The 14,436-nt window shown below is 56.3% G+C and carries 13 protein-coding genes; 7 read left to right on the top strand and 6 right to left on the bottom strand.

Translation table 11 applies throughout. The features are described 5' to 3' along the window. Positions 1-37: 37 nt before the first annotated feature. The 3 genes from uvrA to OLTU_RS14020 form a co-directional block, all read right to left on the bottom strand. Positions 38-2,545 carry an excinuclease ABC subunit UvrA gene (gene uvrA, locus OLTU_RS14030; RefSeq protein WP_245676822.1) on the bottom strand — a complete coding sequence of 836 codons (2,508 nt, stop codon included), beginning with the start codon at positions 2,543-2,545 and terminating at the stop codon, positions 38-40. A gap of 74 nt (positions 2,546-2,619) precedes the next feature. Next, complete coding sequence (locus tag OLTU_RS14025; RefSeq protein ID WP_141733392.1) at positions 2,620-3,723, bottom strand: S1 family peptidase; 1,104 nt, start codon at positions 3,721-3,723, stop codon at positions 2,620-2,622. A gap of 152 nt (positions 3,724-3,875) precedes the next feature. Then, the gene (locus tag OLTU_RS14020) at positions 3,876-4,406 is read right to left on the bottom strand and encodes a DUF6789 family protein (protein WP_141733391.1); all 531 of its coding nucleotides are present in this window, start codon (positions 4,404-4,406) and stop codon (positions 3,876-3,878) included. 28 nt (positions 4,407-4,434) lie between these two features. On the opposite strand from OLTU_RS14020, the gene OLTU_RS14015 reads away from it, so the two are divergent. The 4 genes from OLTU_RS14015 to ubiG all read left to right on the top strand — a co-directional run bounded on the left by OLTU_RS14015 (position 4,435) and on the right by ubiG (position 7,195). Continuing rightward, entirely contained in the window at positions 4,435-4,665 is a 231-nt protein-coding gene (locus tag OLTU_RS14015; protein ID WP_141733390.1) for a hypothetical protein, read from the top strand. Between the two features lie 166 nt (positions 4,666-4,831). After that, positions 4,832-5,965 (top strand): type III polyketide synthase, encoded by a 1,134-nt coding sequence (locus tag OLTU_RS14010; protein ID WP_176736614.1) that lies wholly within the window; start codon positions 4,832-4,834, stop codon positions 5,963-5,965. A 14-nt stretch (positions 5,966-5,979) separates the two neighbouring features. Continuing rightward, positions 5,980-6,492, top strand: a complete 513-nt coding sequence (locus OLTU_RS14005; protein WP_141733388.1) for a hypothetical protein — start codon at positions 5,980-5,982, stop codon at positions 6,490-6,492. Further along, positions 6,419-7,195 carry a bifunctional 2-polyprenyl-6-hydroxyphenol methylase/3-demethylubiquinol 3-O-methyltransferase UbiG gene (gene ubiG, locus OLTU_RS14000; RefSeq protein ID WP_176736613.1) on the top strand — a complete coding sequence of 259 codons (777 nt, stop codon included), beginning with the start codon at positions 6,419-6,421 and terminating at the stop codon, positions 7,193-7,195. The genes OLTU_RS14005 and ubiG overlap by 74 nt, the downstream gene beginning before the upstream one ends. Here the strand turns inward: ubiG and OLTU_RS13995 are convergent. Beyond that, positions 7,159-9,180, bottom strand: coding sequence for an ATP-binding protein (locus OLTU_RS13995; protein WP_141733386.1), 2,022 nt, complete (start codon positions 9,178-9,180; stop codon positions 7,159-7,161). The genes ubiG and OLTU_RS13995 overlap by 37 nt on opposite strands. Before the next feature lie 49 nt (positions 9,181-9,229). Continuing rightward, positions 9,230-10,171 carry a GIY-YIG nuclease family protein gene (locus tag OLTU_RS13990; RefSeq protein WP_141733385.1) on the bottom strand — a complete coding sequence of 314 codons (942 nt, stop codon included), beginning with the start codon at positions 10,169-10,171 and terminating at the stop codon, positions 9,230-9,232. Positions 10,172-10,250: 79 nt separating this feature from the next. Between OLTU_RS13990 and OLTU_RS13985 the strand changes: the two genes are divergently transcribed. From OLTU_RS13985 to OLTU_RS33195, 3 genes are all read left to right on the top strand, one after another. Next, complete coding sequence (locus OLTU_RS13985) at positions 10,251-11,300, top strand: endonuclease/exonuclease/phosphatase family protein (protein ID WP_141733384.1); 1,050 nt, start codon at positions 10,251-10,253, stop codon at positions 11,298-11,300. Positions 11,301-11,318: 18 nt separating this feature from the next. Continuing rightward, positions 11,319-12,398 (top strand): NADH:flavin oxidoreductase/NADH oxidase, encoded by a 1,080-nt coding sequence (locus OLTU_RS13980; RefSeq protein ID WP_141733383.1) that lies wholly within the window; start codon positions 11,319-11,321, stop codon positions 12,396-12,398. 646 nt (positions 12,399-13,044) lie between these two features. After that, positions 13,045-13,377: a UBP-type zinc finger domain-containing protein gene (locus OLTU_RS33195; protein ID WP_141733382.1), complete on the top strand. Its 333-nt coding sequence runs from the start codon at positions 13,045-13,047 to the stop codon at positions 13,375-13,377. Here the strand turns inward: OLTU_RS33195 and OLTU_RS13970 are convergent. Beyond that, positions 13,361-14,371: a S1 family peptidase gene (locus tag OLTU_RS13970; RefSeq protein WP_141733381.1), complete on the bottom strand. Its 1,011-nt coding sequence runs from the start codon at positions 14,369-14,371 to the stop codon at positions 13,361-13,363. The two genes, OLTU_RS33195 and OLTU_RS13970, sit on opposite strands and share 17 nt — an antisense overlap. Positions 14,372-14,436: the final 65 nt, after the last annotated feature.

Below are 14,436 nucleotides of genomic sequence, written 5' to 3'. Positions count from 1 at the left end.
TAAGATTCAATATCCCGATAGCTTTTGTCTATATTAATTAAGATCTTAAATATCGGGCGGTTAAGCTACCTTTCACCGCCATCACCGCCTCGGGCGTTCCCTCTGCCACTACGCGTCCGCCCTCATCCCCGGCCCCCGGGCCCATATCGATAATCCAGTCGCTGCGGCGGATGACATCCATATCATGCTCCACCGTAACAACGGTGTGCCCCGCATCGACCAGGCGGTCGAGCTGAATCAGAAGACGCTCCACGTCGGAAGGATGCAATCCGGTGGTGGGCTCATCCAGCACATAAAGAGTGGCACCACGCGTGGCCCTCTGGAGTTCACTTGCAAGTTTTATGCGTTGCGCTTCTCCGCCTGAAAGTTCCGTGGCGGGCTGTCCGAGACGCAGATAACCCAGCCCCACTTCGCGCAGGACCTCAAGCGGCCTTTGGACAGCGGCTTCGTCGGCAAAAAATTCAAAGGCCCGATCCACAGTCATGCCCAAAACATCGGCGATGCTGTGCTCACGATATTTCACTTCCAACGTTTGGGCATTGTAACGCGCTCCCTGACAGGTGGGACAGGGGGCATAGACGCTGGGCAGGAACAGCAGCTCCACCATGACAAAGCCCTCCCCTTCACAATGTTCACAACGGCCCTTGGCGACGTTGAAGGAAAAACGTCCGGCATCATAGCGGCGGGATTTGGCCAGCTTTGTCCCGGCGAAGAGTTTGCGAATGGGATCGAAGAGGCCTGTGTAGGTGGCGAGGTTGGAGCGCGGCGTGCGACCGATCGGCTTTTGATCGACGCGCACCAGGCGTTTGATACCGCCGAGGCCGCCTTTGATTTCACCGCCCAGAGTGACCACTTCCGTGCGTTCGATTTCCTCCCCTTCCCCATCCTCTTCCTTAAGATCAAGGCCCAGAGCTTTGGTCACAAGCTCAACCAGGACCTGGCTCACGAGACTCGATTTTCCGGATCCCGAAATGCCGGTGACGCTGGCCAGCACGCCGAGGGGAATATCCACATCCACGTTTTTCAGGTTATTGCGGGTGACACCCGTCAGGTGCAGCCAGCCCTTGACCTTGCGGGGTGTGCGGGGATCAGCATTTTTCTGCTGAAAAAGATGCCGCCGCGTTTGTGAAGCCTCCACCTGCGCAAGACCTGTGAGCGGACCGCTATAAAGAATTTCTCCGCCCAGCTGTCCCGCGGCCGGACCCACGTCCACAATCCAATCCGCCTTGCGTATGATTTCAAGTTCATGCTCCACGACAAAGATCGAATTGCCCGCGGCCTTCAATCGCGCCAAGGCCCGCAGCAAGGCTTCGGTATCCGCGGGATGCAGTCCGGCGGAGGGCTCATCGAGCACGTAGACCACACCGAACAGATGGGAATGCACCTGCGTGGCGAGACGAAGGCGCTGCAATTCACCAGGCGACAGCGTGGGCGTGCTGCGTTCCAGGGCCAGATAACCGAGTCCCAGATCCAGGAGCACCTGCAAACGCCCAAGGATATCCGCAGCAATGCGTTCGGTCACCAGAGCGATTTCCGGATGCTCGCGGCGCAGGGTCTTGAGACGCGGCGCACGACCCTCGGCATAAGGTTCCAGGATTTGCCCCAGAGCCTTCATCGGCAGCAGGGAAAGTTCGGCGATATCCATGCCCTCAAAGGTCACTGACAGCGATTCCTTGCGCAGGCGTTTGCCGTGGCACGTGGGACAGTCCTGATACACCATGTACTGTGACACGCGTTTTTTCATGAGCTGGCTCTGCGTATTCGCAAAGGTGTGCAGCACGTAACGCCGGGCGCTGGAAAAATTGCCGATGTAACTCGGCTCCTCCTTGCGTTTCAGCGCCCGTTTCACTTCGTGCGCTTCGTATCCCGCATAAACCGGAACGGAAGGTTGTTCATCGGTGAAGAGAATCCAGTCACGATCCTTTTTGGGCAGCTCCCGCCAGGGCTTGTCGATATCGTAGCCGAGCGTGACCAGGATATCGCGCAGGTTCTGCCCGTGCCAGGCGGGAGGCCAGGCGGCAATCGCCCGTTCACGGATGCTGAGATCCGGATCCGGTACCATGGATTGTTCGGTAACATCATAAATACGACCGAGGCCCTGACACTTGGGACAGGCTCCTTCCGGAGTATGCGGGGAAAATCCTTCGGCATGAATCAAAGGCTGACCCGGAGGATAGGTTCCGGCGCGGGAATAGAGCATACGGAGAAGATTGGAAAGAGTGGTGACAGTTCCCACGGAGGATCGGGTGGTTGGGGATCCACGCTGCTGCTGCAGAGCCACGGCTGGCGGCAGCCCTTCCACGGATTCGACTTCCGGCACGGACATCTGATTGAAGAGGCGCCGGGCGTAAGGTGAAACGGATTCCAGATAACGCCTTTGGGCTTCGGCATACAGCGTTCCGAACGCCAGCGAGGATTTTCCTGAACCCGAGACACCGGTAAAGACAACCAGAGCATCACGTGGAATATCCACGTCTATGTTCTTGAGATTATGTTCGCGAGCGCCGCGAACCCGAACAAAGCCTTTTTCCTTGGGATCGTTCATCCGCCTTCTCCCTTGCCTAGGCATTCGGATCTTAGCACAAGGGAGAGCGGCGGATGAAGATCAAGGGTCTGTTCTTATTCCTGACAGGTCTTCTTAACGGAATACTCTTCGATTTCGCCAAGACGACTGTCGTTCGCATAAGGGTCCTGGAAGGTCAGATTCAGAACCTGATCCGCCGCGGACTCACTGACCCTGAAGGTCAAATCATACGATACGCGATAAAAGCCATAGAAGCTGCGAATAGGAGTCAGAGTAAATTCGCAGTTGCGTACCGCACGACCTGAGATGTTCTTGGCCTGAATGACCAGACGATCACCCTGCTCGGTGAGCTCGCCGAGGAGCTGGAACTTCGCTGGCTTCGTTGGATCATTCAAATCATCTGGATCTGGCTTGGGTGCTTCGTTGCCGCTTCCCAAAGGATCCTGACGGCCAGTCAGCTGGCGGGCCATATCAAGAATCATACTGTAGTTCTGACTGACGCTCGCATACTCGTTGCCGCCGACGCAACGTCTTTGAGCATCCATGTAGGCTGTGGAGGCAATACCGGCCACATACCATTCACCGTTCTGCTGCACATACAATGGACCACCGGAGTCACCACTACAGGCGGCGGTGCTGCCATTGCGGACGCTCAAGGAACCGCGACTGCCTTGACCCACATAGCGGCTGTCGACAGTGCGCAAGGTACCGAAGGAATTCGGTGTGTTGTCACTACCATAACCGGCCTGACGAACGGTCTGACCATTGGTCAAGGAAACACCAGCGGGCAGAAGTTTTGCGGGTTTATAACCGGCAGGAATATCGCTGGCCAGTTTCAGCATGGCCACATCATTGTGCGGATCCGTATAGGCCCGATTCACGGTGGCCTTTTCAATGTTTATGATCTTGCGATCGCGGCCATTGAATTGAATCCCAAACAGCACATAACCGCCCTGCACGGAGTTATCGTAGCAGTGCGCCGCCGTCAGGATCAAATCCTTGGCAATGATGGTTCCTGTACAACCATTCAGGCCAACGGTTGAGATCTTTTCCGGCCCGCTATCCTGGGCGGTCACACGGCGACCACCGACGATATCGAGATCACTGTTTTCGGCTTTTTTTCCGCAGGCATTCAGGGTGGTGAGAGCAGCGACGCTGCTCAGGAGCAGGGGCAGGGTTCTCTGTTTCTTAAAAATCATGATGTTCGTCCTCTTCAGTTCAATCAACACAGGGGGAGCTACAAAACTCACCTGTCCAGCTCTACCGGACTTCGTGAACCTCTGCTTGCTTCAGCTTGAGGCTTACGCGCAATCCGGGTGCGAGCCGGGTTCATGACGAAGAGGAGGATGATTTACCGCAATCGCAGACGCGGTGTGAGGGCTCCGAGCACACCGCCCCAGACCAGATGCGTCATGATCTGAAGGGCGACCTGGGACCGGGATTGTTTGGTGGGGAAGCGCAGAATGCCAGCAGCCGGGATCCAGCCCGAATAACTGACTGTCCATACACCAAGACCAAAGAGCATGCCTTTGAGAACGCTCTGCTCCTCAGGTTTGGGTGTCACCAGTGGATACAAAACGCCGGTTCCTGTGCCAAAACCAAAGTGGGAAAGCCAGGTGAACGCTGCTTTTTCAGAACGGTCCATGTCCTGATCCACCTCCAGTTTTTTTGCGATTCCATCAGCCACTTTTTCAGGCGGCAGAGATTGCACCTGAGGCTGCTGCCAGCGGCGCATCAGAAACATCGCACCCGTCATGGGCACAGTGGCCACCAGGCCGGCCAGGGCTCCGTTGAACAGTGACATTTGCATAAAAACCTCCGTGGGCTGGAAGAAAATCTGGGACACGGCCTGCATATTGCAATCCAAAAAGCGAAGGCTCATGAAGGGTCTCTTCACAAAGGAGTCGACCATGGCACAGAAAAAGAAAGGCAAACATAACACCGGCGGCGAACCAACCAAGCATGCCCAGCAGCTGCATGAGGATGAAGCCGCCGATCGTCAGTTTCAAGTGGATGTCAACGAAGGCCATGACAACAAACGCGGAAACATAGGGCCTTCAGGCCAAGGTGGTCACCGTGGTCGCGAACATCGCACGCATCAATCCAATGCTTCGGGCGGCGCTGGCGTTCCCGGCCGTTAAGCCATCATAGTGACAATACCCCAGGGGTTCATGGGTTTGATCTCAAACCCATGAATCAGCCGCGCTTTCTATTTTCAATATAAGGTCCGTATATTGCACTCGCTCCGGGGACGGCCGTGATCGAGCGGCAGCTCCGCATCAATGTCCAAGTGTCAGGTGGATGGCCATGGTTTATCTCAATCGCATCGTCCCTGTTGAGGCTCCGTATGGACTGGAACAAAAAGCAGCCATAGGGTGGCTGATGAAGGCCTTGCAGCGCAGCAAGGCGGAAAACCAGGGGGACGAGCCCAAACAGAACCGGGGTCTGCAGCTTTATGAACGTTTCCTCGGCAATGCCAGCATCGGTTTCCGCCGCTCTGTCCTGCGCGACTACAGCCATGACGATTGGAGGAGCATGGTGCTCTTTAAAGACGACAGTCGCGTGGATGGAACAGCGACACCTTGGATGGCGCCGCCCTTGGAACGACGCATGCAGATATTTGCGGAGCAGGCATTACCAATGGCTCGTGCAGCTTTTCAGGATGCGACGGAGGCGCCCGCCTACTGCATCGAAGTTTCCTGCACTGGCTACGATGCGCCTTACACGGCCCAAAAACTTCTCCTCGACAAGGGCTGGCAGTCCCAAACCCGCCTCTTAAAGCTCGGGCACATGGGCTGCTATGCATCCGTTCCAGCCTTGAATCTGGCGGCCGAACTGCTGCGTAGTCAGAACAATCACAGGACGGTCAGCATTTTCTCAGTGGAGTTTTGCAGTCTGCACTTGGCCCCCAGCGCCTCGGAAGCGGATCAGATCGTGGCGAATATCCTCTTTGCGGATGGTGCGGCGCGCATGGATCTCAGTCGCCACCGATCACCGCAATGCCTGGCGCTGCTCGATCATGCGGAAACCTTGATTCCGGATTCCACGGATTGCATGACCTGGCGGCCGGGGGATTCCCACTTTCGTATGGTGTTGAGCCGGAAAGTGGGGCTGAAAATTGGTGAAGTCTTAAAAGATAACGTCAGCCAGTTTCTCAGTGGGCATGGACTGAGGATTCATGACATTGATCGCTTCGCCGTCCATCCCGGTGGACCTTTGATTATTGAAACCGTGCAGCGCAATCTGGAGCTGGATGACGAGGCGGTGCGTCACAGCAAGATGATTTTGCATCAATATGGAAACATGTCATCCAGCACCCTCCCCTATATCTGGGCTTCCATGCAGGCCGATCCTCGTGTGAAAGCCGGCGAACGCATCGTTTCCCTCGCCTTTGGACCGGGCCTGACTTTGATGATGAATCTTTTGGCTAAGGATGTCTGATGAGGGGAGACGGCATGCAGGTGTTCCTGAGTATACTCTTATTCAGTCTGGTCCTGATGCAAGGCATGATCATGGTGATGGATGAATTTGTTTTCCATCGCCGCCGCGGCCTGCCCCCGTTTGAACGCTGGGGACACGTGGCTGATACCAGCCTCTTTCTGTTGGCCCTTTTGGTGCCGGCTTTTCTCACACCAACACCGACCTGGCTTGCTGTCTATGGAGGCCTGGCCTTCGCATCCTGCGTTTTTATTACCAAGGATGAGTGGATTCACGCTTCCGCCTGCAGCGGCGCCGAACAATGGTGCCATGCTCTGCTGTTTGTCCTGCATGGTCCCATTCTTCTGACAACAGGTCTGATCTGGTTTCTGCAGCCGCATCATCCCACTTTAAAAATGCTGCCTCCCATCATTTTGGTGTGGGGTCTTTATCAACATCTCTACTGGAATGTTTACCATGACCGCAAACATAGCCGAACCCGCGGTGAACAATCAGTTCTACGACGACCTGGGCGAACGCTGGTACAATGATGATGAGCATATCATCGCCCTTCTGAGGGCCGAATCCGTCTTGAAACTTGATTATGTGCGAGGCATTTTCAAACAAAATCAGCTCGCCCCCGGCGCGCGTGTGCTCGACGTCGGCTGTGGCGCCGGCTTTCTGTCCAACGGCCTGGCGGCTGATGGCTATCGCGTGACCGGCATCGATCAGTCGGCCGGATCCCTGGCGGTGGCGCGCCGTCACGCACCGAAGAATTCACGCGTCGCCTATAGAAGCGCGGATGCGTATCGGTTGCCCTTTGAGGATCGTGCTTTCGATGCCGTGCTGATGATGGATTTTCTGGAGCATGTGAATGAACCCGCACGCGCCATTGCCGAAGCGGCCCGCGTGCTCAAACCCCAGGGTCTTTTGATTTTTTATACATTCAACCGCACGCTGCCCGCAAAATTTCTGGCCATACATGCCGTGGAGTTGATCGCCCGCGACTGTCCGAAGCACTTTCACGTCTGGCATCTCTTTATCAAGCCCGAGGAATTATCAACCATGGCTGCTCTCGCGGGACTTCAGGTCAAAGCCTTTCAAGGCCTGCGCCCCCGTTTTCTGCAATGGCCGTTCTGGGCTTCGCTTTTGAGGCGGCGGGTGCATCCGGACTTTGCGTTTCAGTTTACGGAAAGTCTGCGCCTCGGCTATATGGGTTATGCCGTCAAGGGCATTCGGGGTGTCACGCACTGAGACGGCAGGCGCAGGATAAAGCGGAACGCAACGGAATCAGGCTTCGTGACGTCCTCAAGAACGATGCGAATGCCACCACCAGCCTGTTCCAGCATCGCGCGCACGGCATCCAGGCCCACGCCGCGGCCTGAAATCTCTGTCACGGCGTCCCGGGTGGAAAAGCCTGGATGGAAAATGAACTCTGCGATCTTTTGGGGGGGCATCACTTCATGCGCCGCGATCAGGCCGTTGACGCGTGCCTTCTGTTCGATGGCGGTCAGGTTCAAGCCGCGACCATCATCCTGCACATGGATTTCGAGTCCCTCATGCGCGTCCTTTAAAATGCACCAGATATGGCCTTCCAATGGCTTCTGCGCCTTCTGCCGGTCCGCCGGGTTTTCAATGCCGTGATCGAGGGCATTGCGTAAAAGATGAAGGAAAGCATGGTGGATCAGTTCAGCACCCTCCGGCTGCAGCTGAAAGCCAGGATCTTCAATATGCACCACCGGCGCTTTCCTGCCGAGTTCTGCTGCCAATGGCGGAAGACTTTCCAATTGGGGGGCCAGAACATTCTGGAACGTCTGCGTGCGGGAACTCTGCACAAGATCATAGAGCGCCTGCAGACCCTGACGCTGATGAGATGGCAAGTGATCCAGGGCCGCCACGGCAGCCTTCCACTGATCGCGCGGCAGGGATACATAATGATGGCTCTGACTTTGATGATCCAGCTTGTGCTCGGCGATCGTGCGATAGTCCTGCACCAATCGCTTCAACGGTTCCAGGGGTTCCGGTCCTGACGCCTGGCCCTGCATAATCTGGCTTTCGCAATCATGGGCTGCCTGGGCCAGGGTTAAAAGCCCAAACGTGCGCGCATTGCCTTTCAAGGTATGCAAAAGCCGCAGAAGGAGGATCGGGGACGCCTCACGCACTGTGATCATTTGCTCCATAAGATTCGCCGACGAATCCAGGGCGTTGCCGCGCCGCTCCCGCGGAATATTCACCAGCTCAGCCAGCAGCGTGAATTCCTGCTGGCCGCGGGCGGCATCGCGCCGCAACTTATTCAGTTCCGTGACATCCCGAATGCAGACCAGGATGTGACTGACCCGGCCGCGGCTGTCGATGATGGGATTCCAGTCCAGCTCAAGCTGCCGGGTGGCCTGTCCCCGTCCTTCAATCAGGGTCCTTGGAAAAAGATGATAGTTGATCGCAAAGGAGACTTCATCTTCATGGATGATGCAGCAAACGACCGATAGCACCTGCTCCACCTGATCCTGAGTGAGCTGCGTGCGTTCCAGGATTTGGCGGAGATTCCGGAGTTCATCCGGGTTCCTGCCATCCATCAGGCGATAGAGGAAAGTCGAACATTCGTCGCCGATCCGGCCGTCGGCATCTTCAATGATCAGAACCCCCTGCTGAATGTTTTCCAGGATGGATTGGATCTTCCGATTTTTATGCATGACTTCGGCGCGACTCTCCCGCAAGGATTTCATCACCCGCAGACGGGACATGAGAGCCAGCCAATCGATGCCAAGGATCGTGGCGATGATCATGCCGAAGAGGAGATTGTCGTAGGAAACCTTGTACAGGAGGGACGCCGCGATCAGCAGGCCGTTGTAGAGGACATACAGACAGAAGATGATATTCGTATCCAGATAGAAAGCAATCAGCGCCACCACACAGATGTAGCCCAACTGATAAGCGACATTCAGGTCATTGCGGCAAACCAGAAAGAAAAGATGCCCCGAGAAAAGAAAACAGAGTCCGTAAATGAAAGCCTGGATCCATGGACGGGTTTGCGGAAAGCGCGGCAGGAGCAGGCCAAACAACGCGATCGTCGACAGGACAAGGCGTTCCCAAAAAGGGTCGACGGTCTGAGGTCCCAGGACCAGTGGGTATATATAGGAAAAGGGCAGGTACATGATGGAGCAAAAAATCGCGGCCTGCCTCACCAGTTTGGTGAGTTCCTGTTCGCCCAGCTGATTGCGCAAAAAACCCGGCGGCTGCATGCTTGTCCTTGGTTTGCCATGTCCCTGGTTTCATCGGACGAATCGGGGCTTAAATAAAGTGGAAGTCGAGGCGGGAGCGCATCCTTTCCAGAGCACGCTCCAGGTCCGCGTGGGCTTCGGGCAGCTCTTCGCCCCAGTACTGACAGGCCTTGCGGTGAAGCATGTGGCAAAAACTTTCGGTCGAAGGCAGATCACTGAAGGCTTGGATTTTTCGCAAAAAGGGCGAAGCATGGATGGCATCCCAAAGCCTTTCCTCCAGCCACGCGAGTGACCATTCCAGAGACTCATCCTCCAGATCTTCCGCAAAGGGAACATGCCCATGACGCAGAAGACTGCGAAGATAGGCGGTCAGCCACACCACATCATCCGCTGCGATCAGCCCCCCGAGGAGCGGCGGCAGCGCCTCCCTTTGATGCCCGATCCGGATGAGCACGTCCGCAGGGGCCAGGCCGGTGATCAGGGAGAGAAAGATGCAGATCAAAGGCCACTTCTCGGGCCCCGGATGCAGAAGCAGGTCCTGGTAGAGCTCTGTGATAAAGGCTTCGAATTCCTCGATGGGATAATAAAAGTGCTCCGCAAATCCCAGTTCAGGTGCACATTCCCTTTGCCTCCTGCGCAGGTTTTTGACAATCTGCTCGAGGGGGCATTCGACAAACTCCTTGCGGCGGTGCAGACGATAGGCCTGCAGAGTTTGGAAGATATCCTTTTCCAGTTGATCGAATAGATCGCTTTCGAAGCGGTAGACGGGAAAATAAAAGCCGGGGGCGCCGGTCGGCTGCGAAAGGGCCTGGGAACGTCGGCTGAAATGATCCGTGGATTTGCCTATTTTATAGACACCACTCTTCAAGCCGTCGCAGCTGGCCACATAAACCTGACCTTTGTGCGCGGTTGTCCATTCCGGCAGAAATCCCTTTCTTCGGTTGCGCAGCACCTGGAAAGGGCTGCGAGGATCCGCGCGATCTTTGAGATAGCGGCGGTTTTGATCAGCCATCGCCTGCCTCCCTGTGGCTCCAGCTGGACCACGTTTATCACAAGGATTTTGACTTGTCACCTTGCGAGGAAGGGTATCCGTGTCTGGGAAAAATTGGCCGCATCAGCTGAAACTTGTTTCGTATAACGCGCAGGATCTATTTTTGAATCCTGCCTATGACATTTCGAAAAGCGATTTGGAGGAACTGTCCGAGCAGCAGTGGCAGCTCCTGGCCCAGGATGAAACGCGTTTGAAATCCCTGGCTCAGCTGCGTGGCATGGCCCAGATGATCGCGGATGAAGACCCGGATATCATCGGCATGTGTGAAGTCGGCGGCCACGGGTCCCTCCTGCGTTTCAATGAATGGTTCCTGCACGATGCCTATGACGTCCTCCTGATTCCCTCCTCTTCGCATCGCGGCATTGAAAACGGTTTTCTGGTGAAAAAGGGCCTGCCGCTGAAGGTGGAGCTGCTCACGCATCAGCACTGGCGTGTGCCCTTCACCTATCCGCATGAAGATGATCCCGTGAAATTTCATATCGCTGCGCAGGCTGCGGGTTACATGGACCTTGGCAAGCCCGAGGAGCGGCGTCTTTCCCGGGATATTCCCGCCCTCTTCGTGCGCAATGAGAAGCAGGAGCTTCTCCTCATTATCCTGATGGTCCATTTGAAATCGGGCTTTGACATGGAAGGCATCGATCCCGGCGGCCAGGTGCGGCGGGCGGCGGAAGTGAAGGCTCTGATCGAGATTTACGCGAATCTGCAGCAAGAGCACGGCGCCCCGGTCATGATCATGGGCGACTTCAACGGCAATGCGTCCCGTGATGAAACCGCACCGGAGTTTATTCCCATCTATAAGCACACGGATCTGGAGGACGTGCTGAGGCTGGTGGGTCGTCCCAAACATGAGCGCCTCACCCATGTGACCTTCATCAATCGAAAACTGCACGCCCAGCAGCTCGACTATATCTTTCTGCCGAAATCCCTGCGGGTGCAGCTCGATCATGATCAGACCTATGTCTACCGTTATCGCTTTGAAAACGAGGACCAGGAGATCATGCTGCCGACCAGTTTTTTCGATCGGCGCCAGCTGCCCTCCGATCATTATCCGATCGTTTGCGTGCTGCACGGCCCGCTTGATCTTCCTTAACACACGAGGAGTCCACGCATGAGCCATCTCTTTGAACCCTTTCCTTTGCGCAGCATCACCATGCGCAATCGCATCGGAGTTTCACCGATGTGCCAGTACAGTTGTCATGAAGGTTTTGCGAACGACTGGCACATGGTGCATCTCGGCAGTCGGGCGGTCGGCGGTGCCGGGCTGGTGGTTGTGGAGGCCACGGCCGTAACTCCTGAAGGCCGCATCACCGACCGGGATCTTGGGCTGTGGTCGGATGCTCATATCGAACCGCTCGCGCGTTGTGTCCGCTTCATCCGCGAACAGGGTTCCGTGCCGGGAATTCAGATTGCGCACGCCGGGCGCAAGGCCAGTCGCAAAGCTCCATGGTTCGGTGATCAGGAGTTGACAGTCGCGGAAGGCCGCTGGACCACGATCGGGCCGAGTCCTCTGGCTTTCAGCGACAGCTATCCCGCACCGGAGGCCATGAGCGTGGAGCAGATTCAGCTCATGGTCCAGGCTTTCGCGAAAACTGCGGAGCGGGCTCTTGCGGCCGGTTTTCAGTCTCTTGAAGTGCATGCGGCGCACGGTTATCTTCTCAATAGTTTTCTCTCGCCACTCAGCAATTTACGGCAGGACGCCTATGGGGGCAGTTTCGACAACCGCTGTCGTATGCTGCTGGAAACTGTGCGCGCCGTGCGTGGTGTTTGGCCGGAGTCCTTGCCACTCTCCGTGCGACTTTCCTGTTCCGATTGGGTGGAGGATGGCTGGACGCTCGAGGATTCCATTGCGCTGGCGCTCCTGCTCAAGGATGAGGCCGTCGACATCATCGATTGCAGCTCCGGTGGCGTTTCTGCCGAGGCCCGTATTCCCGTCGGCGCCAACTACCAGGTGCCCTTTGCGGATGCCATCCGCCGGCGAACCGGGATGGCGACCGGCGCGGTCGGCATGATCACGCAGTCGATGCAGGCCGATGCGATCATTCGCAGTGGACAGGCGGATCTCGTGTTCATTGCGCGGGAATTTCTGCGCGATCCCTACTGGCCCCTCCGCGCGCAGAAGGAGCTGCATGCGAAAACGGAAGGACTGGTTCCGGTCCAGTATGCGCGCGCATTTCCCAGGCAGCACTGAATGCGTCCGGAGCGACCCACTGTTGGCGCTGATGGATCAGCTCTCAGCGTCAAATCCCGCAGAGAATCATCTGCGCTCTTAAAATGATTCGATTTTTTCAAGCGGTCCGAATTTTGCTCGCGATGATGATGGTGGATCAGACCGGGTATCATCTCAAACGCGGCGATTCTCTTTACGGCCGCGTTCGCCTGGGGATCCACCCGCGAATGTATTCAAGGCGCTTGCGTCGGCATCGCCGCGGTATTCATGCTGGCCATGGCCTGCGGCCAACACCTCCTTGGCCTTGGGTTTCTGTCCAGCGGCGTGAGCCTTAAGATCGCCTGCATCGGCAGCATGATCTTGCCCTGGCCATCACCGCCCTCGGTCCAGGTGCCGTTGACTCCTTCCCTCTGTTCGCCGTTCCGGGCGCACTGAGTTTTGACATCCGCAGCTCAGAAACGCGGATGCGCGAATGTCCCGCCTGACTGCGGGCCCCTGCCGGGGCCCTTCACCGCACCACGTTATGCATGAGCTGGAGCAAAAAATTACACCCACGATGCCTTCGTCACTTTCCATGGATCCACGATGAGACTACGATGTTGCGTGTCGGGATGCCCGCTGGCGCGATGCAATTAACTTCCCACGCTTAACAAAAGGGTGAGTAGCCATGGCTCTATGCAAGGATTTTCGGACGCTAAGTCCTGTGACGCCCCATACGACCGAAGGTTGCGAGGAATGTTTGAAATCGGGAGATGACTGGATGCACCTCAGACTATGCCTGGCGTGTGGGCATGTCGGATGCTGTGATGATTCCCCAAACAAGCATGCGACGCAACATTATCACCAAACGAAGCACCCGGTGATTCAATCCTTCGAGCCAGGGGAAACCTGGCTCTGGTGTTATGCTCATAATCAGATGGCGGATTTCAATACGGCCTTTGGTTCGTCATCAAGGGTCCTGACTGATGACCCCCATCAGTCTTTTAGTTCGTCGCTGTAACAATAACGTTCTGGGCGGCAGCCGCCTCGCTGCCGTCCTTCGTATTGAGTCCTTCCAGGGGCGCGCCCAGCGCGGCAAAGCTCGCTGCGATCCAGCCCTGCAAACGGGTCAAGTCCGTGGTCGTATCGCCTTCGCCACAGAGTCCTGTTGGCGATTTCTGGCTGGCTGTGGATGTGGCTCCGACAGCCTTGAGGCATTGCGTGGCCTCGTCCACGATATAGCCGGGACCACCGGAATCACCATAACAGGTTCCTTTGCCGTTGATCACCGTATCGAACGATGGATTGTTCGCAGCGACCGATTCGACTTTGACCGAGACCCAGTTGAGAGTGCCGGCGACCTGTCCTGTTTCCGAGAGCGTGCCATAACCCGCATAAATCACGTCCCGACCGGCAAACAGTTCCTCGGGTTTGGCAATCGGCACCGGAACCAGCTCAGCCGGCACGGGTTTCTGCAGTGTTACGACCGCCGCATCATAACGGAACTGATTATCATAGGAGGGATGCACGATCCATTTGGCAACCGGAATGACAAGGTCAGGCTTGGTGGAATCGATTCCAAAGCGCATCTCGGCAGTCGTGACGCCAGGCTCAAAACAATGAGCGGCTGTTGTCAGCTGCGTGGGGCCGACCAGAGTTGCCGTGCAATCCGTATCGGGAAAATAAATCTGTGCTGTGGACCTGGCCAGCAACGTCTTTGTCTTGACAGCCGTTCCACCCACTATTCCCAGAACTTCATTGGCACAGGTCGCCGGTTTCACTTCGGGGTCCGTTCCCGGTTTCTTATCCGTGGAATCCATGGAATTTGGTGTCGGATTCTCATCATTGTCCGCGATGGTATTCCCATCGTCTTCGACTGGATTGATGTCAGTGCCTTGCTGCGTTCCTGCCGTGGGGACACTCCGGTGGCCCGTCGGACTTTGGTTCTGGCACGCAAGAAAGAGCAGACATGTTCCCAGAAAAAGTATGCGATAGCTTGCATGGGACGCGCTCATACATTCCTCTCAGCTCGAGGTCGAGCTATGGGTTACGTTAACAAGTGTGCTTAAAAATTGCCCTA

The organism is Oligoflexus tunisiensis, assembly GCF_001748245.1.
GTDB classification, from domain to species: Bacteria; Bdellovibrionota_B; Oligoflexia; order Oligoflexales; family Oligoflexaceae; genus Oligoflexus; species Oligoflexus tunisiensis.
This window is presented reverse-complemented; position numbering and strand designations above follow the sequence as displayed.